The sequence below is a fragment of the Kineosporia rhizophila genome (genome assembly GCF_021277265.1).
In the GTDB taxonomy this organism is placed as follows: Bacteria; Actinomycetota; Actinomycetes; order Actinomycetales; family Kineosporiaceae; genus Kineosporia; species Kineosporia rhizophila.
Map to the genome: position 1 here is coordinate 1 of NZ_JAJSOH010000047.1, position 22363 is coordinate 22363.

Consider the following 22363-nt stretch of genomic DNA (forward strand, 5'->3'; position numbering starts at 1 on the left):
TCAGTAGTAGTAGGGGTAGGGGCTCCAGTCCGGTTCACGCTTCTGCAGGAAGGCGTCCCGGCCCTCGACCGCCTCGTCGGTCATGTACGCCAGCCGGGTCGCCTCCCCGGCGAACACCTGCTGCCCCATCAGCCCGTCGTCGGTCAGGTTGAAGGCGAACTTCAGCATCCGCTGCGCGGTCGGGCTCTTGGCGTTGATCGCCGCGGCCATCTCCAGCGCCGCGTTCTCCAGGTCGGCGTGGTCGGCGACCTCGTTCACCGCGCCCATCCGCTGCATGGTCTCGGCGTCGTAGGGGCGGCCGAGGAAGAAGATCTCCCGGGCGAACTTCTGGCCCACCATCTTGGCCAGGTAGGCGGAGCCGTAACCGGCGTCGAACGAGCCCACATCCGCGTCTGTCTGCTTGAAGCGGGCGTGCTGACGGCTGGCCACGGTGAGGTCGCAGACCACGTGCAGGCTGTGCCCGCCCCCGGCGGCCCAGCCGCTGACCACCGCGATCACCACCTTGGGCATGGTCCGGATCAGTCGCTGCACCTCGAGGATGTGCAGGCGCCCGCCCTCGACCTTGACCCGGGCGTCGTCCACCGTGTCGGCCGTCTCACCCTCGGCGTACTGGTAGCCCGAGCGTCCCCGGATGCGCTGGTCGCCGCCGGAGCAGAAGGCCCAGCCGCCGTCCTTCGGGCTGGGGCCGTTGCCGGTGAGCAGGACCGTGCCCACGTCGGGGGTACGGCGGGCGTGGTCGAGGGCTTGGTAGAGCTCGTCCACGGTGTGCGGACGGAACGCGTTACGCACCTCCGGCCGGTCGAAGGCGATACGCACCGTGCCGCCCGCAGGTCCCGAACGGGTACATCTGTGATAGGTGATGTCGGTAAAGTCGTAATCGGGAACGGGCTCCCACGACTGCGGATCGAAGATCTCGGAAACGGTCTCGCGGCTGGGGGTCGTCACCCACCCGAGAATAGGCTGGCCGGCCTCGCGAACCGGTCCGCCCCCGCGCAGCGAGCCCCAGGGCGGGGGTGGTGATCAGGTGCTCCGCGAACCACGGATGAGGTTCAGCCTCCGTGGGCACGACGCGGTCTGGTACTACCAGGACCGCACGCACAGCCATGTCCTGGTCGACCCCGACGCCCTGGGCCGCTCGCAGACCCCGGGCTTCGTCCGGCCGGTCGAGCTGTGGGGGGCCCGGCAGTGGCTGCAGCCGCCGAACGCGCCGGTGGTTCGCTACGCCCAGCTGTTCGGTTCACTGGTCGCCCTGGAGGACGACGGCGAACCGGCCCCGCTGCCCGGCGGGCACGTGGTCGACCGGGCGCACGTGGTCGACTTCGTGGGCGGGCCGAACTTCCAGCTCGGCGCCCTGGGCCTGCTGATGGACGCGGTGGCGGCGGCGGTCGCGGGCGGCCCCCCGGTGGTGCTGGTGGCCCCGAACGTGAAGGCCGGGGTGCGCTGGATCGGGCTGGTGAGCTTCCTCATGCCGCCCCCGGTCAGCCTGCGCATCTCCTTCTCCAGCTACGAGCGGCTCACCGACGTGCTGGCCCGGGCCGAGGCCGAGGCCGGCGGCGAGGGCGACCTGATCTCGGCGGCGCTGCAGGAGGACGACCCCGAGGGCTGGCGCACCCCGGTGGTCAGCGTCATCGTCGAGTCCGACCTCGACTCGGCCCTCACCCTGCCGCGCGGCCGGCACCTGCCGGTGGTGATCGTCGATCCGCGGGTCGAGGCCACGCTGGTCGCCTCCGGCGGACCGGCCCACCGCCGCACCCATCTCGGCCAGAGCGTGCGGGTCACCGACTGGTCCCGGCTGGCCCTCGACGCGGTCTGCGAGGAACCCGGCGCCCTGGAGCGATGCCTGCGCCGGCTCGACGAGATCAGCCTGGCCACCCCGCCCACCGGCGGTCCGCGGGGAGACTGGTGGCCGGGCGGCAGCCGGGCCCCGGGCGAGGTGAGCCCCGACGTGCAGGGGGCGGCCTGGTTCCTGGCCGCAGCGGTCGCGCTCACCCCCGGTCTGCCGTTGGCCCTGCCCACGGCGACCCGGATCATCCTGCGCGACACCCCGCTGGGCCTGCAGCTGTCCGACGACCTCGCCGCCGCGCTCGCCTCCCTGGTCGCGGCCACGGTGGACGACGCCGACCAGGCCTGGAGCCGCCTGGTCGCGGCCCGGGAGTCCGACCCGCCGCGTCCGGCGCTGGTGCAGGCGGCGTTCGAGAGCTACCTCTACCTGGCCCTGGAAGACGACGGCTGGCTGCTCCGCCAGGCCCCGCCGCTGCCCGACACCATCCGCTTCGACCCGGGCCTGGCCAGCCGGCTGCGTGCTCCACTGGCCAAACTCACCGACCGGCTGGCCCGCCCGGCCGGGGGCGACGAGGGCGACGTACGGCACGGCGTGCTGCTGCTGCGTGCCATCGACTTCGCCCATCGCACCGCCCGACTGGTGCACGGGCCGGATCTCGCGGCGGCCGGGCTGGAACTGCTGGCCGACCGCGCCGCCCGGATGCTGGCCTCGCGCGAGCCGGTGGTGGAGCCGGCCGGCGAGCCTCATGGCCCCGACGAACAGGAAGAGAGGCCGTCGGGCTCGGGCTGGCCGGGCGCGCCGGAGGAGTCCGACGAGTTCAGGGCGGGCCATGCCCCGGGGGCCTCGCGGGCGTTCGGCGCGTCGGGGGTTCGGCTACCTAGAGACGTCGGTGGCGCCGGAGCGGCGAGCTGGGGTCCCGCTGGCAGGTCGAGGGCCTCAGGCGCCTCAGGCGCCGGTGAACCAACGGACGTGGGTGGCGGGTTCGGTTCGCAGGGCGCCTCAGGTGTTGGTGGGCCGGCGGACGCGGGCGGGGAGTTCGGTTCACCGGGTGCTTTGGGCGCTGGTGAGTCGGAAGCGCGCGGTGAGTCCGCGTCGCGGGAGGGCTCGGGTGGCGGCGGGCAGACGAGCGTGGGCGGCGGGTTCGGTTCGCTGGGTGGGGGTCCGGGCGTCCGTGAACTGAAGGACGTCGGTGGGGCCCCCGCCTCTCAAGGTGCGTCGGGCAGTGGTGACCCGGGCGCTCGGGCCGCAGAAAGCGTCCGTAAGCCTGTGAACCCGCCGGACGAGCCGGTGGCTGAGGGGGCGTCCCGGGGCTGGTGGAACATCCGCGGGCCCCGCGGGGCCTGGGGCGGCTTCGCCGCCGGAAAGCCGGCCAACTCCAACGGTGAGGCGAGCGCTGCGGGTGAGACCGACGTCCCTAGTTCGATCCAGCCCGACGAGGCAGTCGGGCTCGGGGCGCGGATTGCCGAGTTGACCGGTCCGCTCGATCCGGCGGCGTTGTCGCGCTGGATCATCCCCCACCTGGCTGAGGCGGGGTACGAGCCGGGCGGCTGGCTGCACTCCGAGGCTCCGGCGGGCGAGCGACTTCCTGCTGCCGTGCTGAATCTCGTGGCCCCCGCGGTGGATGCCGACCGTCTGGCCCGGCTGCGTCCCGAGGAGCTGGCCGCGGCCGACCAGGGGGCAGGACCGGACCGGGTGATGCTCGAGGTGGCCGTCGCCTCGGCCCTCGGCCGTATCTCCGGCGATCCGCGTTTGCGGGGTCCGGCGATACGGCACATGCTGCGGATGGCCGTGGACGCCAATCCCGACGCAGATCCAGAACCGCTGGTGGCGGCCATCTTCGGCCGGCTGACGGCCGGGGCGCCGTGGAGCGCCTCGCTGCTGCTGCAGATCACCGAGCCCGCCCCCGAGAAGCTGGCGCCGCACCTGGTGCCGGTCGCTCTGCGGCACCTCGGAGACTGGCTCGACGACGTGGACAGCGCCCGGCTGGCCGCCGCACTGCTCAAGCGCATCGACTTCCTGCCGCTGCGCGACGCGGAGGGGCGCGAGCGGCCGCGCCGGGCGGGGGTGACCGACGCCCAGGCCCAGTTGCTCAACCTGCTGGCCATCACCGGGCCCGGCTGGCCGGAGCAGGACGACGGCCTGCACCGGCGGGCCGCCGAGCTGCTGATGTTCGCCGACCGGGCGTGGCCGGGGCTGAGCAACACCGAGCGTCGGCTGATCGCCCCGCGGGTCACGGTGGCGGCGTTCACCGTGGCCATCGCGGCCGAGCCGGCGCAGCGGGACACCGTGCTGCGTTCGCGGCTGCCCGTGGTCCCGGTGGGCAGTGCCTGGCGCGAGGCCGTCCCGCTGGGACTGGAGGCCGCGCTGCCGCTGGTCGGCGGGATGCTGCGGCAGAACAAGCACCGACTGGCGGGCGAGGTGGTGATCGCTTCCACCCGGGCGATGCTGCGCCCAGGGGAGCTGTCGCCTCAGGCCCTTCCCGACACCGGCGCCGACGTACCCCGGCTCCCCGCGCTGCCGGTCGGGCCGGTGCTGCGGCGGTTGGTCGAGTCGGAGAGCACGTTCCCGGCGGATCCGTTCGGGGTCGCGGCGAGTCCGGCTGCGGGGGATCCGGCGGCGCGGCTCGCGGGGCATCTGGCCGCGCTGGTAGAGGCCGAGATCCGGGCGGCGCTGGGGCCGGTCGACCGCAGGGGGCTGCGCGAGTTCTGGGAGCAGGCGCTGCCTGGCGCCGAGCTGGCGGCCGACCCGTTCCCGCTGGCCGCCGACGAGCCGGAGGTGGTGGGTGAGGAGCGGGATCTGCGCACCCGGCTGCGGGCCTTCGGTGGATACCTCGGCTCGTCCTCCCGGCCTGCTCAGCAGCCGGAACTGCCCTCGGCGCCGACGCCGGTCCGAACCCCTCCGCACGGGCTCGCGCCGGAGGAGGGGGCCGCGGCCGAGCGGGTGATCGAGGGCGAAGTGGTCCAGGAGGACGAGGGCAGCGCCCGGGCCGATGCCGAGCTCCGCCGGCCGCGCGGGGCTCAGCGGGCGGTGAACCGGCCGGGCTGGCAGACCTGGCTGCGCTCGGTCCTGCGCCGCGACTGAACGGGCCTCGCCGCGCCGCCGGTCGAGCGCCCTGGGACCATGGGACACGTGATTGCCCGGTGAACCCGTCGACTGCTCTGGCCACCGTCCTGGTCGATGCTCTGGCCCGGCTCGGCGTACGCCACGTCGTGCTCTGCCCGGGCAGCCGTTCCGCGCCGCTGGCTTACGCCCTGGCCGAGGCCGCCGACGCCGGCCGGATCGAGCTGCACGTGCGCATCGACGAGCGCACCGCGGCCTTCCTCGCCCTGGGGCTGTCCCGCGGCGACGACCAGCACGCCCCCGCCGCGGTGGTGACCACTTCGGGCACGGCGGTGGCCAATCTGCATCCCGCGGTGCTCGAGGCCGCCCACTCCGGGGTTCCCCTGCTGGTTCTCTCCGCCGACCGCCCGCACGAACTGCGGGGCACCGGAGCCAGCCAGACCACCGACCAGGTGAAGATCTTCGGTTCGGCAGTGCGCTGGTTCGGCGAGATCCCGGCCCCCACCGCCTACGCAGAGGGGCAGATCGCAGGCTGGCGCAACGTCCTCGCCCGGGCCGTGGCGGCGGCCCGGGGTCAGGTCGGGCGCCAGCCCGGGCCGGTGCAACTGAACATCGGCTTCACCGAGCCGCTCACCCCGGACGACGAGCCCGCTCTCGCCCAAGGCGACCCCGACGCCGGCCTCACCCGGATCGCTGTAGCTGCCCAGCCTCGTCCGGTTCTGATCGAAAGTGGCCCCCGAACCGTCGTTCTCGCAGGCGACGGGGCCGGTGCCGAAGCGGCCGAGCTGGCCGAGAAGGCGCGCTGGCCGCTGCTGGCCGAGCCCTCGTCCGGAGTGCGGCAGTCGGGCACGGTCGCGCCCTACCGCTTGCTGCTCGGTGGTGAGCTGGGCGAGAAGATCGAGCGGGTGGTGGTTTTCGGGCGCCCGACGTTGTCCCGGCCGGTCACGCAGCTGCTGTCGCGCGGCAGTGCCGAGGTGATCGTGGTCTCGCCCCGGCCGGACTGGACCGATGCCGGGCGTAAGGCCGCGCTGGTGGTGCCCGCGGTGGCGGTCGCCGAAGGTCATGAGCCGGACGAGTCCTGGCTCTCCGAGTGGATTTCCGCGGGCAAGTCGGCTACCGCGGCGGTGGACTCGGTGCTGGACGAGGAGCTTCGCGAGGGCCGCGTCACCGGGCCGTTCGTGGCCCGTGAGCTCTCGGCCGTCACCCGTCCCGGCGAGCTCCTGGTCTGCGGGGCCAGTAATCCGATCCGCGATCTCGACCTGGTGGCGCGGATCCCGGTGGGCGCGGAAATCCTTGCCAACCGCGGACTTGCGGGGATCGACGGGACGATCTCGACGGCGATCGGGGCGGCCCTGGCCAGTGCCCGTCGCACCCGGCTGCTGGTCGGGGACCTCACCTTCCTGCACGATGCGGGCGCATTGTCGCTGGGGGCGGGGGAGCGGCGGCCCGATCTGCAGATCGTGGTGGTGGACGACAACGGCGGTGGCATCTTCGCCACCCTCGAGCACGGCGCCCGGGCCGAGGCGGGTGAGCGTCAGTTGCGTCATTATGAGCGGGTTTTCGGCACGGCCCAGCAGGTCGAACTAGAGACGTTGGTGCGCGCCTACGGGGTTTCGTACACGCGGGTGCGGGGCGGGGACGAACTGCGTGCGGCCCTCGCGGCGCCGTTCTCGGGGATCTCGGTGCTGCACGTCCCGATCGACCGCACCCGGCACCGCGAACTGGCCCAGAAGCTGCGTCAGGCCGTACAGGCCCAGGCCTAGCGGCTCAGGGCGCCCTTGATCGGCAGCAGCTTGGCCTCGGACTCGGCCAGTTCGGCGTCCGGGTCCGAGCCCGCCACGATGCCGCAGCCGGCGAAGAGCCGGAAGCGGCGCGGGTCTTCCGGGTCGAACTGGGCGCTGCGCAGGGCGATTCCCCACTCGCCGTCGCCCGCCGCGTCCACCCAGCCCACCGGCCCGGCGTAACGACCCCGGTCCATCCCCTCCACGGCCTCGATCAGGTCGGCGGCCGAGGCGGTGGGGGTGCCGCAGACCGCGGCCGAGGGGTGCAGGGCGGCGGCCAGGTCGAGCGAGGTGGCGCCGTCGGCCAGCACCCCGGTGACGTCGGTGGCCAGGTGCATGACGTTGGGCAGGTGCAGCACGAAGGGGGAGTCGGGCACGTTGGTCGTGGTGCAGTGCGGGGCCAGAGCCTCGGCCACCGAGCGCACGGCGTACTCGTGCTCCTCCAGGTCCTTGCTGGAACGGGCCAGCGAGGCGGCCAGGGCCAGGTCCTGCTCGTCGTTCTGGGTGCGCCGGATCGTGCCGGCCAGCACCCGCGAGGTGACCAGACCGCGTTCCAGCTTGACCAGCATCTCCGGGGTGGCGCCGAGCAGGCCGTCCACGCTGAACGTCCAGCAGTTGGGGTAGTCGCGGGCCAGTCGGGCGAGCACGTCGCGCGGGTCCACGTCCTGGGCGGTGCGGGCCACCACGTCGCGGGCCAGCACCACCTTCTCCACCTGACCGGCCTCGATCCGGTCGATCACCTCGGCGACCGCGGCCCGCCAGTCCTGCGGGTCCCGCGCCCCCGGGGTGAACTCGGTGCCTTCGGGCGAGACCGGCTCCCGCTCGTGCCGGGTGAGCCGGACCGGGGCCGGGATCGCGCCGCCAGCCGTGATCGTGGTGAGCCACCAGGTGCCGGCCCGGTGCCCGACCACCACTTCGGGCACGATCAGCACACCGCCGGCCGGGGAGGCGGGGGAGAAGGCGAAGGAGCCGAAGGCGACCGGGCCGGTGCCCGGCAGCCGCACCTCGTCGCGGACCACCGAGCGCTGCGCCATGTCGGCCCAGGTGCGCCGGGCCGAGGTGAACCGGGACGCTCCCGCACCGTCCACCCGCATCGCCTCGCCCCAGCCGACCAGGCCCTCACCCCGGCGCAGCCAGACCGGACCCGGGCCCGGCGGCAGCAGTTCGAGCAGGGGGCCGGGGTCGGAGATCGCCACGGTGCGGGCGATGAGGGGAGCCAGGGCAGGAGCAGTGGTCATGATGACTTCAAGATTAGGAGCGCTCCGGCCGGGCCCCGCTGCGGGGTCGGTCACCCTCGGCCGCCCGAACTCCCCCGAACGGGCAAAAGGCCAGGTGAACCCCGGCTCCGATGGGGGCGACGGGCCCACTGTGAACTAGGGCACCCCTCACCCGAACGGGCCGCTGGAGGAGACGCGCAGCATCCCCGTGGGAGCATCAGGGCATGTCCCGCGCTGGTCTGGAGAAGACGCCACACGAGGTGGCGAGCATGTTCGACGGTGTCGCTGCTCGCTACGACCTGACCAACACCGTGCTGGCGATGCGCCAGGACGTCCGCTGGCGGAAGCTGGTGGCCGAGGCCCTGGACCTGAGGGCCGGGCAGACCGTGCTCGACCTGGCGGCCGGCACCGGCACCTCCAGCGAGCCCTTCGCCGACGCCGGTGTGCACACCGTGCCCTGCGACTTCTCGCTGGGCATGCTCAAGGTGGGCAACCGGCGCCGCCCCGACCTGCCCTTCGTGGCCGGTGACGCCACCCGCCTGCCCTTCGCCGACGCCTCCTTCGACGCCGTGACGATCTCGTTCGGGCTGCGCAACGTGGTCGACGTGGAGGCGGCGCTGGCCGAGATGCGCCGGGTGACCAAGCCCGGCGGCAAGCTCGTGGTCTGCGAGTTCTCCCACCCCACGTGGGCCCCCTGGCGGGTCGTCTACACCGAGTACCTGATGCGGGCGCTGCCCTCGGTGGCCCGCGTGGTCAGCTCGAACCCGGATGCCTACGTGTACCTCGCCGAGTCGATCCGGGCCTGGCCGGACCAGCGGGGTCTGGCTGCGAAGCTGCGGCAGGCGGGCTGGACCGACGTGGCCCACCGCAACCTCTCCGGCGGGATCGTGGCGCTGCACCGCGCCTTCCGCTGACCCCCTGCTCAGACCTACGAGCGCCCCCGGCCGACCGGCCGGGGGCGCTCCTGCTTTGCCGCTGCGACAAATCAGAGAAGTATTGGAAATGGCAAGGGTCTGGCTCGACATTCAGCATTTAGTCGCCGAACGGTCATTGAGCTCTTCAGGCCGTCGAATAGCGTCGATTCGACGAAATGCTGGCATGCATGACTCGTCCCCCATTGGGGGCGGGTGCCGAAACCGCGACGGTGACACCAAAAGGTGTCAACAAACAAAACGGCACCGTGTGTCGAAATCAAGGCGGGCGTACCCACCGAGCCCGTCCGATCGTCCTTTGATTTACCGCCCGAAGCCGTGCCGTAAATACCGGGCCCACGCGGGTGCACGCAAAACCACTGCCCGACAGAGCATTTCAACCATGAATTAAGTTACTTCAACCGTTCGTAAAGCTGCAGGTCAGGGCGGTTATGAACAAAGGGCCAAAGCGATACCCCGCGCGTCGGAGAGGTTCTGTGCGGGTCGTATGCTGTGCACGTGAATCACTTCACAAGCGATCGCGACGGTGCGGTACGCCCTGTGCCGTCCGCGAATACGCAGGCCCCTAGGATGGGCGCGCCCCGGGCGGCCTGCCGGATGCCCGGGTGTTCAACGGCGAAGAGTTCGGGAGGGCTGCTGTCGTGAACCCCTACGTTCCGATCCTGGCTCTGATGGCGATCGGCGGCGGGTTCGCCGTCTTCTCCATCGTCGCCGGGGCCCTCTCCGGCCCCAAGCGGTACAACCGGGCCAAGCTGGACGCGTACGAGTGCGGTATCGAGCCCACCCCGCAGGCCGCGGGCGGTGGCCGCTTCCCGGTGAAGTACTACCTGGTCGCGATGCTGTTCATCGTCTTCGACATCGAGAGCGTCTTCCTCCTGCCCTTCGCGGTCGCGTTCGACTCCCTGGGGGTCTTCGCGCTGGTCGAGATGGTGCTCTTCGTGATCACCGTCTTCATCGCCTACGCCTACGTGTGGCGCCGCGGCGGCCTGGAGTGGGACTGAAAACCCGCGGGACAGAGGAAATCTAATGGGTATCGAAGAGAAGCTTCCCAGCGGTTTCATGCTGACCTCGGTCGAGGTGCTGGCCGGGTACATGCGTAAGGCCTCGCTCTGGCCGGCCACGTTCGGCCTGGCCTGCTGCGCGATCGAGATGATGACCACCGGCGCTCCGCGCTACGACCTGGCCCGGTTCGGCATGGAGGTGTTCCGCGCCTCCCCCCGCCAGGCCGACCTGATGATCGTGGCGGGCCGGGTGAGCCAGAAGATGGCCCCCGTCGTGCGCCAGGTCTACGACCAGATGGTCGAGCCGAAATGGGTTCTGTCGATGGGGGTCTGCGCCTCCTCCGGCGGGATGTTCAACAACTACGCGATCGTCCAGGGCGTCGACCACATCGTCCCGGTCGACATCTACCTGCCCGGCTGCCCGCCCCGTCCGGAGATGCTGATCAACGCCATCCTCGAGCTGCACAAGCAGATCGAGAAGATGCCGCTCGGCGTCAACCGGGACGAGGCCGCCCGGGCCGCCGAGGAGGCGGCCCTCAAGGCGATCCCCACCTCCCAGATGAAGGGCCTGCTCCGGTGACCGACGGCATCGACGAGCCCGGCGAACTCTCGGTCAACACCCCGGTGGCCGAGGTGGTCACCACCCGCCACGGCATGTTCGGCAACCGGGACTCGGGCGACACCTCGGGTTTCGGCGGGCTCACCCGCAGCGTGGCCATGCCGGCGCCCACGCCCCGCCCCTACGGCGGCTGGTTCGACGGCGTGGTCGACGCCCTGGCCGAGGCCCTCACCGCGGGCGGTACCGATCCTGGTGCGGCGATCGAGTCGGTGGTCGTCGACCGCGGCGAGATCACCTTCTACATCCGCCGGGAGCACCTGCTCGCCGTGGTGAAGAGCCTGCGCGACGAGCCCGACCTGCGGTTCGAGATGTTCTCCGGGGTCAGCGGCGTGCACTACCCCGACGCCCACGGCCGTGAACTGCGGGCGGTGTACCACCTCACCTCGATCACCCACACCCGCCGGGTGCGGCTCGAGGTCGCGGCGCCCGACAGCGACCGGCACATCCCCTCGGTCGTCGAGATCTACCCCAGCGCCGACTGGCACGAACGCGAGACGTGGGACTTCTTCGGGCTGATCTTCGACGGTCACCCGGCCCTGACCCGCATCCAGATGCCCGACGACTGGCCGGGCCACCCCCAGCGCAAGGACTATCCGCTCGGCGGGATCCCGGTGGAGTACAAGGGCGCCACCATCCCGCCGCCGGACACGAGGAGGTCGTACAACTGATGGCCGAATCAACGATCGACCCGGGCCCGGACGCCGAGGCCGAAGAGGGCAGGGTCTTCACCTCTTCCGGCGGCGACTGGGCCGACATCGCCGAGGAGGCGGTGAGTCTCGGCGAGGAACGCATCGTCGTGAACATGGGCCCGCAGCACCCGTCCACCCACGGCGTGCTCCGGCTGATCCTCGAGATCGACGGCGAGACGGTGACCGAGGCCCGCTGCGGCATCGGCTACCTCCACACCGGCATCGAGAAGAACATGGAGTTCCGCACCTGGACCCAGGGCGTCACCTTCTGCACGCGGATGGACTACCTGTCCCCGTTGTACCAGGAGGCCGCCTACTGTCTAGGCGTCGAGAAGCTTCTCGGCATCACCGACGACATCCCTGAGCGGGCCAGCATCATCCGGGTCCTGCTGATGGAGCTCAACCGGGTCAGCTCGCACCTGGTCGCGCTGGCCACCGGCGGCATGGAGATCGGCGCGCTGACCGTGATGACGGTCGGGTTCCGCGAGCGCGAGGTGGTCCTGCACCTGCTCGAGCTGATCACCGGCCTGCGGATGAACCACGCGTTCATCCGGCCCGGCGGCCTGGCCCAGGACCTGCCCCCCGGCGCGATCGACCGGATCCGCGAGGACATCCCGGTGCTGCGCCGCGGGATCTCCGACCTGGAGAAGCTGAACAACGAGAACCCGCTGGTCAAGGCCCGGCTGCAGGACGTCGGCTACCTCGACCTGACCGGCTGCATGGCGCTCGGCGTGACCGGGCCGATGCTGCGCTCCACCGGTTTCCCGCACGACCTGCGCAAGACCGAGCCGTACTGCGGGTACGAGACGTACGACTTCGACGTGCAGACCTGGGACACCAACGACGCCTACGGCCGGCTGCGGATCCGGATCAACGAGATGAAGGAGTCGCTCAAGATCGTCGAGCAGACTCTCGACCGGCTGCAGGAGATGGGCCCCGGCCCGGTCATGGTCGGCGACAAGAAGATCGCCTGGCCGGCCCAGCTGGCCATCGGCGGTGACGGGATGGGCAACAGCCTGGACCACATCAAGCAGATCATGGGCACCTCGATGGAGGCCCTGATCCACCACTTCAAGCTGGTCACCGAGGGCTTCCGGGTCCCCGCGGGCCAGGTCTACCAGGCCGTCGAGTCGCCCCGCGGCGAGCTCGGGGTGCACCTGGTGTCGGACGGCGGAACCCGGCCCTACCGGGCCCATTTCCGGGATCCGTCGTTCCACAACCTGCAGGCGATGGCGGCGTTGAGTGAGGGCGGGCAGGTGGCCGACGTGATCGTGGCCGTGGCATCGATCGACCCGGTGATGGGGGGCGTCGACCGCTGATGTCGCTCTCCGCCGAGGCCGTCGAACGGCTCTCCACCCAGTCGCACGAGATCATCGCCCGCTACCCGCAGCCGCGCAGCGCCCTGCTGCCGATGCTGCACCTGATGCAGAGCGAAGAGGGCTACGTCAGCCCGGACGGGATCGCGCTGTGCGCGCAGATCCTCGGCCTGAGCACGGCCGAGGTCTCGGCCGTGGCCACCTTCTACACGCAGTACAAGCGCCACCCCAACGGTGAGTACACGGTCGGGGTCTGCACCAACACGCTGTGCGCGGTGATGGGCGGCGACGCGATCTTCGAGACGCTCGAGGAGCACCTCGGGGTCGGGCACGACGAGACCACCGAGGACGGCAAGATCACCCTCGAGCGGATCGAGTGCAACGCGGCCTGCGACTTCGCCCCGGTGATGATGGTGAACTGGGAGTTCTTCGACAACCAGACGCCGTCCTCGGCCCGGGGGGTCTGCGACCGGCTGCGCGCCGGTGAGGCCGTGGCCCCCACCCGGGGCCCGGACAGCGTGCCCACCTTCAAAGAGGTCTCGCACGTGCTGGCGGGTTTCAACGACGGACGGGCGTCCCAGGGAGTCGGGGCCGGTGCCCCTTCGCTTCGGGGCACCTTGCTGGCGGCCGAGAAGGGCTGGCAGGCACCTGGTCCCGCGGGTACCGGTGGTCCCTCTTCAGAACAAGGGACGCCCACGGTGCCCGCCGCGACCGCGTCGGCGGCCGCTGATGTCCAGAACCGCGAGGCCCGCAGCAGCGGTTCCGACGCCCCGGCGGTCGACCCGGGCACCAAGGAGCGGGCGGGCACCGAGGCGGGCAAACCCCCGGCCGAGGCCACCCGCGGCGAGAACGACCCCGGTACCGGCACGGAGAAGAAGGGCTGAGTTCCGATGGCTGACGAGCGTGTTCCGGTGACTCTGACACCCGTGCTGTCGAAGCACTGGGACGAGGCCGAGTCCTGGACGCTGGAGAGTTACGAGCGCAACGGCGGCTACCAGGCGCTGCGTAAGGCGCTGGCGATGGTCCCGGAGGACGTGGTCACCACGGTCAAGGACTCGGGCCTGCGCGGTCGCGGCGGGGCCGGCTTCCCCACCGGGCTGAAGTGGAGCTTCCTGCCCAAGCCGGACGGCAACCCGCGCTACCTGGTGATCAACGCGGACGAGTCGGAACCCGGCACCTGTAAAGACATCCCGCTGATGATGGCCACCCCGCAGTACCTGATCGAGGGGGCGATCATCACCTGCCACGCGATCCGGGCCGAGCGGGCGTTCATCTACCTGCGCGGCGAGGTCGTGCACGTGTACCGCCGCCTGCTGGCCGCCGTCGAAGAGGCGCGGGCCGCGGGGTATCTCGGCGAGAACGTGCTGGGCTCGGGGCAGAACATCGACATCGTGGTGCACGCCGGGGCCGGCGCCTACATCTGTGGTGAAGAGACCGCGCTGCTCGACTCTCTCGAGGGCCGGCGCGGACAGCCCCGGCTGAAGCCGCCTTTCCCGGCCGTGGCCGGTCTGTACGCCCGCCCCACGGTGGTGAACAACGTCGAGTCGATCGCCAGCGTGCCCTCGATCATCGACAACGGCGCGTCCTGGTTCTCCGGCATGGGCACCGCGAAGTCGGCCGGTTTCGGCTTCTTCTCGCTCTCCGGGCACGTGCAGCAGCCCGGTCAGTACGAGGCCCCGCTGGGCATCACCCTGCGCGAGCTGATCGACATGGCCGGCGGCATGCGCGAGGGCCACGAGCTGAAGTTCTGGACGCCGGGCGGCTCGTCCACCCCGATGTTCACCGCCGAGCACCTCGACATCCCGCTGGACTTCGAGAGCACCGGGGCGGCCGGCTCGATGCTCGGCACCCGGGCGCTGCAGATCTTCGACGAGACGGTCTGCGTGGTCCGGGCGGTACTGCGCTGGACCGAGTTCTACGCGCACGAGTCGTGCGGCAAGTGCACCCCCTGCCGGGAGGGCACCTACTGGCTGGTGCAGGTGCTGCGCCAGCTCGAGAACGGCCAGGGCGTCCCGGAGGACCTGGAACGCCTGCTGGACATCTGCGACAACATCCTGGGCCGTTCGTTCTGCGCCCTCGGCGACGGTGCGACCAGCCCGATCAGCTCGTCGATCAAGTACTTCCGAGACGAGTACCTGCTTCACCTGACCGAGGGCGCCTGCCCGTTCGACCCGGTGAAGTCCACGCTCTTCGCTGGAGTGAACGCCTGATGACTGTGACTGAGCCCTCGAAGGCGGCGGTCGACCTGGTCACCCTGACCATCGACGGGATCGAGGTCAGCGTGCCCAAGGGCACCCTGCTGATCCGCGCCGCCGAGGAACTGGGGATCGCGATCCCGCGGTTCTGCGACCACCCCCTGCTGGCCCCGGCCGGCGCCTGCCGGCAGTGCCTGGTCGAGGTGGCCATGCCGGACCGGGAGGGGAACGTGCGGCCGATGCCCAAGCCGCAGGCCTCCTGCACGATGACGGCCACCCCCGGGATGGTGGTCAAGACCCAGCTCACCTCGGCGGTCTCGGAGAAGGCCCAGCGCGGGGTGATGGAACTCCTGCTGATCAACCACCCGCTCGACTGCCCGGTCTGCGACAAGGGCGGGGAGTGCCCGCTGCAGAACCAGGCGCTCGCCAACGGCCGCTCGGAGAGCCGGTTCACCGAGGTCAAGCGCACCTTCCCGAAGCCGATCCGGATCTCCACCCAGGTCCTGCTCGACCGCGAGCGCTGCATCCTGTGCCAGCGCTGCACCCGCTTCTCCAAGGAGATCGCCGGCGACCCGTTCATCGACCTGCAGATGCGCGGGGCGCACCAGCAGATCGGGACGTTCTCGCCGGGGGTGCTCGACTTCCACGTCGACCTGCCCTTCCCGGCGGTGCGCACCAGCGAGGAGCTCGAGCCGACCGTCGCCTCGCACGTCCAGGGCACGCCGAAGGGCATGGACGAGTCGCGCGGCACCGGCCACGCCCACGTCACCGGCACCTACGCGGCCGACGACCTGGCCAGTGCGCGCACCCAGGGCGAGTCGCTGCTGGACGAGTCCGGCCAGCCGTTCGCCAGCTACTTCTCCGGCAACACGATCCAGATCTGCCCGGTCGGCGCGCTGACCGGCGCGGCCTACCGGTTCAAGGCCCGGCCGTTCGACCTGGTCTCCACCAAGGGCGTGTGCGAGCACTGCTCCAGCGGCTGCGCGCTGCGGGTCGACCACCGTCGCGGCAAGGTCACCCGGCGCCTGGCCGCCGACGACCCGGCGGTGAACGAGGAGTGGAACTGCGACAAGGGCCGCTGGGCCTTCAACTGGGCCACCGGCGCCGACCGGCTCACCCACCCGCTGGTGCGTGACCCGGAAACCGGTGAGCTGGAGCCGGTCTCGTGGCCCTATGCGCTGCAGGTGGCGGCCGAAGGGCTGCTGCGGGCCCGCCAGGCCGGGGGAGTCGGGGTGCTGCCCGGCGGCCGGCTGACCGTCGAGGACGCCTACGCCTACGCCAAGTTCGCCCGCGTGGTGCTGCGGACCAACGACGTCGACTTCCGCGCCCGGTCGCACTCGGCCGAGGAGGAGGCCTTCCTCGGTCACGCCGTGGCCGGTACCGGTCTGGGCGTCACCTTCGCCGAGCTGGAGGCCGCACCGTCGGTGCTCCTGGCCGGTCTGGAGGCCGAGGAGGAGGCCGCGAGCATCTTCCTGCGGCTACGTAAGTCGGTGCTCAAGGGCAGCAAGCAGGTCTTCTCGATCGCCCCCTGGGCCACCCGGGGCCTGATCAAGCTGTCCGGCACGCTGCTGGAGACCAGGCCCGGCCAGGAGGCCGCCGCCCTGGGCACCCCGGCCGCCGCCGAGGCGGTGGCCGCGCCCGGGTCGATCATCCTGCTCGGCCCGCGCCTGACCGAGTCGCCCGGCGCCTACCAGGCCGCCCTCGCCCTGGCCGCGAGCACCGGGGCCCGGCTGGCCTGGGTGCCGCGCCGGGCCGGTGAGCGGGGTGCGGTCGAGGCCGGTGCCCTGCCCAGCCTGCTGCCCGGTGGCCGTCCGGTCGCCGACCCGGCCGCCCGGGTCGACATCGCCGCGGCGTGGGAGGTGGAGAGTCTGCCCACCGAACCGGGCCGCGACACCACCCGGATCATCGACGACGCGGCCGCGGGTCTGCTGCCCGGTCTGCTCGTCGGCGGTCTCGACCCGGACGACCTGCCCGACCCGGCCGCGGCCCGTGCGGCCCTCGAGACCGCCTCGTTCGTGGTCAGTCTCGAGGTCCGGGCGAGCGCGGTCACCGCCTACGCGGACGTGGTCCTGCCGGTCGCCCCGCCCGCCGAGAAGGGCGGCACCTTCCTGAACTGGGAGGGCCGCTGGCGGGAGTTCCCGCAGGCGCTCACCTCCGAGGCGCTCAGCGACGGCGAGGTGCTCGACGCGCTGGCCTCCGAGGCCGGCGAGTGGCTCGGACTGCGCGGTGAGAAGGCCGGTTTCGCCGAGCTGGCCCAGCTCGGCCGCTGGGAAGGTGCCCGGGCCGCCCAGCCCGAGGCACACACCGTCGAACCGGCCGGTGCCACGCTGCTGTCGACCTGGTCGATGCTGCTGGACAAGGGCCGGCTGCAGGACGGCGAGCCCTACCTGGCCGGCACCGCGCACCGGGCGGTCGCCCGGCTGTCCCCGGCCACCGCCGAGCAGCTCGGCCTGAGCCCGGGCACCACCGGCTCGGTGACGGTTTCCAACGACCGTGGGGAGATCACCTTGCCCGTCGCCCTCACCCCGATGCCCGACGGAGTGGTCTGGCTGCCCAGCAACTCCGCGGGCAGCCCGGTCCGGGCCCGGCTGGCGGCCGGCAACGGCGCCGCGGTCTCCGTCCGGCTCGCCGGCCACGCGCTGACGGGAGTCTGAGCGATGCACCTGATGCTGCTGGCCGAGAACCCGACGGCCGACTTCTCCCAGGACAACGGCTGGGTGGTGGCCGGCAAGGCGGTGCTGCTGTTCGCCGTCGCCGTGGTGGCCACCCTGCTGATGATCTGGGCCGAACGCCGCGTGGTGGGCCGCATGCAGTCGCGGCCCGGCCCCAACCGCAACGGTCCCTTCGGCCTGCTGCAGTCGCTGGCCGACGGCGTGAAACTGGCGCTGAAGGAAGACATCATCCCGACCGCGGCCGACAAGGTCGTCTACGTGATCGCCCCGGTGATCGCCTGCACCGCCTGCTTCGTGTCGTTCGCGGTGATCCCGTTCGGGCCCGAGGTGCGGATCCCGTTCACCGACATCATCACCCCGCTGCAGCTCACCGATCTGAACGTGGCGGTGCTGTTCATCCTGGCGGTGGCCGGGATCGGGGTGTACGGGATCGTGCTGGCGGGCTGGTCGTCCGGCTCCACCTACCCGCTGCTGGGCGGTCTGCGCTCCTCGGCCCAGGTGATCTCCTACGAGATCGCGATGGGGCTCTCGCTGGTCAGCGTCTTCCTCTACTCCGGCTCGATGTCGACCTCGGCGATCGTGGACGCGCAGCAGTCGCTGTGGTGGTGCCTGCCGCTGCTGCCCTCGTTCGTGATCTACGTGATCGCGATGGTCGGCGAGACCAACCGGGCGCCGTTCGACCTGCCCGAGGCCGAGGGCGAGCTGGTCGGTGGCTTCCACACCGAGTACACCTCGCTGAAGTTCGCCCTGTTCTTCCTGGCCGAGTACGTCAACATGGTCACCGTCTCGATGCTGGCGACCACGCTGTTCCTGGGCGGCTGGCGGGCGCCCTGGCCGATCTCGCTGTGGGACGAGGCCAACGCCGGCTACTGGCCGCTGCTCTGGTTCGCGGCCAAGACGATGATCTTCCTGTTCCTGTTCATCTGGCTGCGCGGCACCCTGCCGCGGCTGCGCTACGACCAGTTCATGCGCTTCGGCTGGAAGATCCTCATCCCCTCGGCGCTGCTGTGGACGATGGGCGTGGCGATCGTGCGGGCGATGGACCAGTTCTACGACGTGGACCGGCGCGAGCGGGTCATGATCATCGTCGGCGTGGTCCTGGTGCTCGGGCTGATCTGGGCCGCGATCGAGGCGCTGCGGATGCAGCAGCAGGAACCCGAACCCGACCAGCCCGACCCGGACGAGCCGATCGACCCGTTCGCCGGGGGCTTCCCGGTGCCGCCGCGGCCCGGCCAGAAGCTGATCCGGACCAACGGCTCGGCGCGCCCGGTCCCGGGCCCGGGCGAAACACCCGCTCTCGAGGAGGTCCGCGGTGGCTGACCGCGCAACGAACGGCACCCAGGACGAGTCCGGCGGCGGCTGGCTCTCCGCCCTCGCCCCGATCGCCGGGTTCGGTGTCACCTTCGCGACGATGTTCACCAAGGTCGTCACCGAGGAGTACCCCGAGCAGAAGGTGCCGACCGCACCCCGGTTCCACGGACGTCACCAGTTGAACCGGCACCCCGACGGCCTGGAGAAGTGCATCGGCTGCGAGCTGTGCGCCTGGGCGTGCCCGGCCGACGCGATCTACGTCGAGGGCGCGGACAACACCGAGGAGGAACGCTTCTCGCCGGGTGAGCGCTACGGCCGCGTCTACCAGATCAACTATCTGCGCTGCATCCTCTGCGGTCTGTGCATCGAGGCCTGCCCGACCCGGGCGCTCACCATGACCAACGAGTACGAGCAGCTGAAGGGCCCGACCCGGGCCGGGCTGATCTTCGAGAAGCAGGACCTGCTGGCCGCGCCGCTGGGCGGGATGATCCCGGCGCCGCACCCGATGGTGCCGGGCACCACCGAACAGGACTACTACCAGGGCAAGGTCACCCAGGCCGTGCCCGAGCAGCAGGCCTGGGTGGAAGCCCGGGCCGGGAACGACGAGAACGTGCAGGGGGCCGTCCGGTGACCACCCCGTCCCTGCTCCTCGCCCAGGCCACCCCGGGGGCCGCCGACCTGGGCGGCACCGGCGAGAACGTGCTGTTCTGGGTGATCGCGCTGATCACCGTGCCGGGGGCGCTCGGGCTGCTGTTCGCCCGCAAGGCGGTGCACGCGGCGCTGTGCATGGCGCTGGTGATGGTCTGCCTGGGCATCGCCTACCTGGCGCTGCAGGCCCCGTTCCTCGGGGTGGTGCAGATCTTCGTCTACGCCGGCGCCGTGATGATGCTCTTCCTGTTCATGATGATGCTGGTCGGCGTCGACTCCTCGGACTCCCTGGTGGAGACGATCAAGGGGCAGCGCTGGCTGGCCTTCGTCTTCGGCCTCGCCCTGGCGGTGCTGATGACCTCGGTGATCGGCCAGGCCACCTACGGCGGCGCCCGCGGTCTGCAGGACGTGGACACGGCCGGGAACATGACCGGGATGGCCGAACTCATCTTCGGCAAGTACGTCTGGGCCTTCGAGGCCACCAGCGCCCTGCTGATCACCGCCGTCCTCGGCGCGATGATGCTGGCCCACCGCGAGCGGCTCACGCCCAAGGCCACCCAGAAGGACCTGGCCATCAAGCGGATCCAGGAGGGCCCGATCAAGGCCCCGCTGCCCTCGCCCGGGGTCTTCGCCCGGCACAACGCGGTGGACATCCCGGCCCTGCTGCCGGACGGCACGCCGTCCGAGCTGTCGGTCTCCCGGGTGCTCACCGCGCGCGGCCAGAACCGTTCCGTGCTCACGGTTTCCGAGGACGTCACGATCATCGAGGCGGAGATCAGCCCGGCCGCGCAGAACCTGGCCGACCCGCAGGGCCACGGCCTGAAGGGCGCCCGCGACCGCGCCGTGGACGGAGAGAGCGTGGCCGACGACGTCAAGGTGAAGGGAGCCGGGCAGTGAACCAGATCTACTGGCTCTACCTGGCGGTGCTGCTGTTCTCGATCGGGGCGGCCACCGTGCTGGTGCGGCGCAACGCGATCGTGGTGTTCATGGGCGTGGAGCTCATGCTGAACGCCGCCAACCTGGCGTTCGTCACCTTCGCCCGGATCAACGGCAACATCGAGGGCCAGGTGATCGCCCTGTTCGTGATGCTCGTCGCGGCCGCCGAGGTGGTCGTCGGGCTGGCGATCATCTTCACCATCTTCCGCACCCGCAGGTCGGCGTCGGTGGACGACGCCAACCTGCTGAAGTACTGAGAGGCCGCGCGATGCTTGCCGAAACTGGCGCATATCACGCAGCCGAGGGCACCGTTCAGTCCGGCGCCTGGCTGCTGATCGCCCTGCCCGCCCTCGGTGCGGCGGTCCTGCTGCTCGGCGGGCGCCGCCTGGACCGCTGGGGGCACTGGCTCGGGGTCCTGATGAGCTGGGCCGCCTTCGTCTGGGGCGCCCTGCTCTTCTTCGACCTGCTGGGCCGCGACGGCGAGGAAAGGGCCGTCCAGGTCCACCTTTTCGAGTGGATCCACGCCGGCGCGTTCCAGCTCGACGCGGGTCTGCTGGTCGACCCGCTGTCGCTGGCCTTCGTCCTGCTGGTGACGTTCGTCGGCTCGCTGATCCACGTCTACTCCGTGGCCTACATGGAGCACGACCCGGACCGGCGCCGGTTCTTCGCCTACCTCAACCTGTTCGTCGCCTCGATGCTCCTGCTCGTCCTGGCCGACTCCTACCTGCTGTTGTTCGTCGGCTGGGAGGGCGTGGGACTTGCGTCGTACCTGCTGATCGGTTTCTGGAACCACAACCCGGCCTACGCCACCGCGGCGAAGAAGGCGTTCATCGTCAACCGGGTCGGCGACGTGGGCCTCTCGCTCGCGATCATGGCGATGTTCCTGGCCTTCGGAACCGTCACGTTCTCCGGGGTGTTCGCCGAGGCCGGCAACGCGAGCGAGGCCCAGCTCACCGTGATCGGCCTGCTCCTGCTGGTCGGTGCCTGCGGCAAGTCGGCGCAGTTCCCGCTGCAGTCCTGGCTGGGCGACGCAATGGCCGGCCCGACCCCGGTGTCGGCCCTGATCCACGCCGCCACGATGGTCACCGCCGGCGTCTACCTGGTGGTCCGCTCGATGCCGGTCTACGTCGGGGCGCCGGACGCCCAGCTCGTGGTGGTCGTCGTCGGAGCGATCACGCTGGTCTACGGCGCGATCGTGGGCTGCGCCAAGGACGACATCAAGAAGGCGCTCGCCGCCTCCACCATGTCGCAGATCGGCTACATGATGCTGGCCGCCGGGCTGGGCCCGGTGGGCGCCGCCTTCGCCATCTTCCACCTGCTCACCCACGGCTTCTTCAAGGCCGGGATGTTCCTCGGGGCCGGCTCGGTGATGCACGGCATGAACGACTCGGTGAACATGCGGACGTTCGGGCGGCTGTCCGGGGTCATGAAGATCACCTGGGTGACGTTCGGGCTGGGCTGGCTGGCCATCATCGGCTTCCCGTTCCTGTCCGGCTTCTGGAGCAAGGACAAGATCATCGAGTCGGCGTTCGTCGGTGAGGGCTGGCGTCCCTGGGTCTTCGGGCTCACCGCGCTGCTGGCCGCCGGCGTCACCGCGTTCTACATGTCCCGGCTCTTCTTCATGACCTTCCAGGGCAAGGAGAAGCGCTGGGCCGACGACGCCCACCCGCACGAGTCCCCGGCCCTGATGACCGTGCCGATGATGATCCTGGCGGTCGGCTCGGCGTTCCTCGGCCTGGCCCTGGGCGTCAGCGACGGCCTGGTGCACTGGCTGGAACCGGTGATCGGGCACGCCGAGCACCACGAGCCGGTGCTCTCGGTCCCGGTGATCACCGGCAGCACCCTGGTGCTGGTCGCCCTGGGCGTGTTCCTGGCCTGGCGGATGTACTGGAACGAGCCGGTACCGCGCACCGCCCCGCGGGGCAGCCTGCTCACCCGGGCCGCGCGCCGGGACCTGTTCCAGGACGACGTGAACGAGGGCCTGTTCATGCGCCCGGGCCAGTACCTGACCCGCACGCTGGTCTTCGTGGACAACAAGGGCGTCGACGGCGCCGTGGGTGGCCTGGCCGCCCTGGTCGGCGGGCTCGGCGGCCGCCTGCGCCGGGTCCAGACCGGTCTGGTCCGTTCCTATGCAGCGTCGATGCTCGCGGGCGTCGTCATCCTTCTCGGCGGCCTGCTCGCCGTCCGGCTCTGATTGAGGACT

The 22363-nt window shown here is 71.2% G+C and carries 17 protein-coding genes; 15 read left to right on the forward strand and 2 right to left on the reverse strand.

Features of this window, described 5'->3' with window-relative positions; genetic code table 11:
- Positions 1–945: a 1,4-dihydroxy-2-naphthoyl-CoA synthase gene (locus LWF15_RS34050; protein ID WP_232815125.1), complete on the reverse strand. Its 945-nt coding sequence runs from the start codon at positions 943–945 to the stop codon at positions 1–3.
- A 97-nt stretch (positions 946–1042) separates the two neighbouring features.
- Here LWF15_RS34050 and LWF15_RS34055 point away from each other — a divergent pair, with 97 nt between their 5' ends.
- Positions 1043–4864 (forward strand): GAP1-M domain-containing protein, encoded by a 3822-nt coding sequence (locus tag LWF15_RS34055; RefSeq protein ID WP_232815126.1) that lies wholly within the window; start codon positions 1043–1045, stop codon positions 4862–4864.
- A 59-nt stretch (positions 4865–4923) separates the two neighbouring features.
- Positions 4924–6606: a 2-succinyl-5-enolpyruvyl-6-hydroxy-3-cyclohexene-1-carboxylic-acid synthase gene (gene menD / locus LWF15_RS34060; RefSeq protein WP_232815127.1), complete on the forward strand. Its 1683-nt coding sequence runs from the start codon at positions 4924–4926 to the stop codon at positions 6604–6606.
- Here the strand turns inward: menD and LWF15_RS34065 are convergent.
- A complete protein-coding gene (locus LWF15_RS34065) occupies positions 6603–7862 on the reverse strand; it encodes an isochorismate synthase (protein WP_232815128.1) in 1260 nt (419 codons plus the stop codon). The genes menD and LWF15_RS34065 overlap by 4 nt on opposite strands.
- A 203-nt stretch (positions 7863–8065) precedes the next feature.
- On the opposite strand from LWF15_RS34065, the gene LWF15_RS34070 reads away from it, so the two are divergent.
- The 13 genes from LWF15_RS34070 (at position 8066) to nuoL (ending at position 22354) form a co-directional block, all read left to right on the forward strand.
- The gene (locus LWF15_RS34070) at positions 8066–8755 is read left to right on the forward strand and encodes a demethylmenaquinone methyltransferase (RefSeq protein ID WP_232815129.1); all 690 of its coding nucleotides are present in this window, start codon (positions 8066–8068) and stop codon (positions 8753–8755) included.
- Between the two features lie 659 nt (positions 8756–9414).
- Positions 9415–9774 (forward strand): NADH-quinone oxidoreductase subunit A, encoded by a 360-nt coding sequence (locus tag LWF15_RS34075; RefSeq protein ID WP_232815130.1) that lies wholly within the window; start codon positions 9415–9417, stop codon positions 9772–9774.
- 25 nt (positions 9775–9799) lie between these two features.
- Complete coding sequence (locus tag LWF15_RS34080) at positions 9800–10354, forward strand: NuoB/complex I 20 kDa subunit family protein (RefSeq protein ID WP_232815131.1); 555 nt, start codon at positions 9800–9802, stop codon at positions 10352–10354.
- Positions 10351–11061, forward strand: a complete 711-nt coding sequence (locus LWF15_RS34085; protein ID WP_232815132.1) for an NADH-quinone oxidoreductase subunit C — start codon at positions 10351–10353, stop codon at positions 11059–11061. The genes LWF15_RS34080 and LWF15_RS34085 overlap by 4 nt, the downstream gene beginning before the upstream one ends.
- Positions 11061–12401 carry an NADH-quinone oxidoreductase subunit D gene (locus LWF15_RS34090; RefSeq protein ID WP_232815133.1) on the forward strand — a complete coding sequence of 447 codons (1341 nt, stop codon included), beginning with the start codon at positions 11061–11063 and terminating at the stop codon, positions 12399–12401. The genes LWF15_RS34085 and LWF15_RS34090 overlap by 1 nt, the downstream gene beginning before the upstream one ends.
- Positions 12401–13282, forward strand: a complete 882-nt coding sequence (gene nuoE, locus LWF15_RS34095) for an NADH-quinone oxidoreductase subunit NuoE (protein WP_232815134.1) — start codon at positions 12401–12403, stop codon at positions 13280–13282. The genes LWF15_RS34090 and nuoE overlap by 1 nt, the downstream gene beginning before the upstream one ends.
- Positions 13283–13309: 27 nt before the next feature.
- The gene (gene nuoF, locus LWF15_RS34100; RefSeq protein WP_232815135.1) at positions 13310–14608 is read left to right on the forward strand and encodes an NADH-quinone oxidoreductase subunit NuoF; all 1299 of its coding nucleotides are present in this window, start codon (positions 13310–13312) and stop codon (positions 14606–14608) included.
- Positions 14608–17247: an NADH-quinone oxidoreductase subunit G gene (locus LWF15_RS34105; protein WP_232815136.1), complete on the forward strand. Its 2640-nt coding sequence runs from the start codon at positions 14608–14610 to the stop codon at positions 17245–17247. The genes nuoF and LWF15_RS34105 overlap by 1 nt, the downstream gene beginning before the upstream one ends.
- 3 nt (positions 17248–17250) lie before the next feature.
- On the forward strand, positions 17251–18585 hold the full coding sequence (gene nuoH / locus LWF15_RS34110) for an NADH-quinone oxidoreductase subunit NuoH (protein ID WP_232815137.1): 1335 nt from the start codon (positions 17251–17253) through the stop codon (positions 18583–18585).
- A complete protein-coding gene (gene nuoI / locus LWF15_RS34115) occupies positions 18578–19207 on the forward strand; it encodes an NADH-quinone oxidoreductase subunit NuoI (RefSeq protein ID WP_232815138.1) in 630 nt (209 codons plus the stop codon). The genes nuoH and nuoI overlap by 8 nt, the downstream gene beginning before the upstream one ends.
- Positions 19204–20121 (forward strand): NADH-quinone oxidoreductase subunit J, encoded by a 918-nt coding sequence (locus tag LWF15_RS34120; RefSeq protein WP_232815139.1) that lies wholly within the window; start codon positions 19204–19206, stop codon positions 20119–20121. Before nuoI ends, LWF15_RS34120 begins: the two co-directional genes overlap by 4 nt.
- Positions 20118–20417 carry an NADH-quinone oxidoreductase subunit NuoK gene (gene nuoK, locus LWF15_RS34125; RefSeq protein WP_232815140.1) on the forward strand — a complete coding sequence of 100 codons (300 nt, stop codon included), beginning with the start codon at positions 20118–20120 and terminating at the stop codon, positions 20415–20417. Before LWF15_RS34120 ends, nuoK begins: the two co-directional genes overlap by 4 nt.
- An 11-nt stretch (positions 20418–20428) precedes the next feature.
- Complete coding sequence (nuoL, locus tag LWF15_RS34130; protein ID WP_232815141.1) at positions 20429–22354, forward strand: NADH-quinone oxidoreductase subunit L; 1926 nt, start codon at positions 20429–20431, stop codon at positions 22352–22354.
- Positions 22355–22363 lie beyond the last annotated feature (9 nt).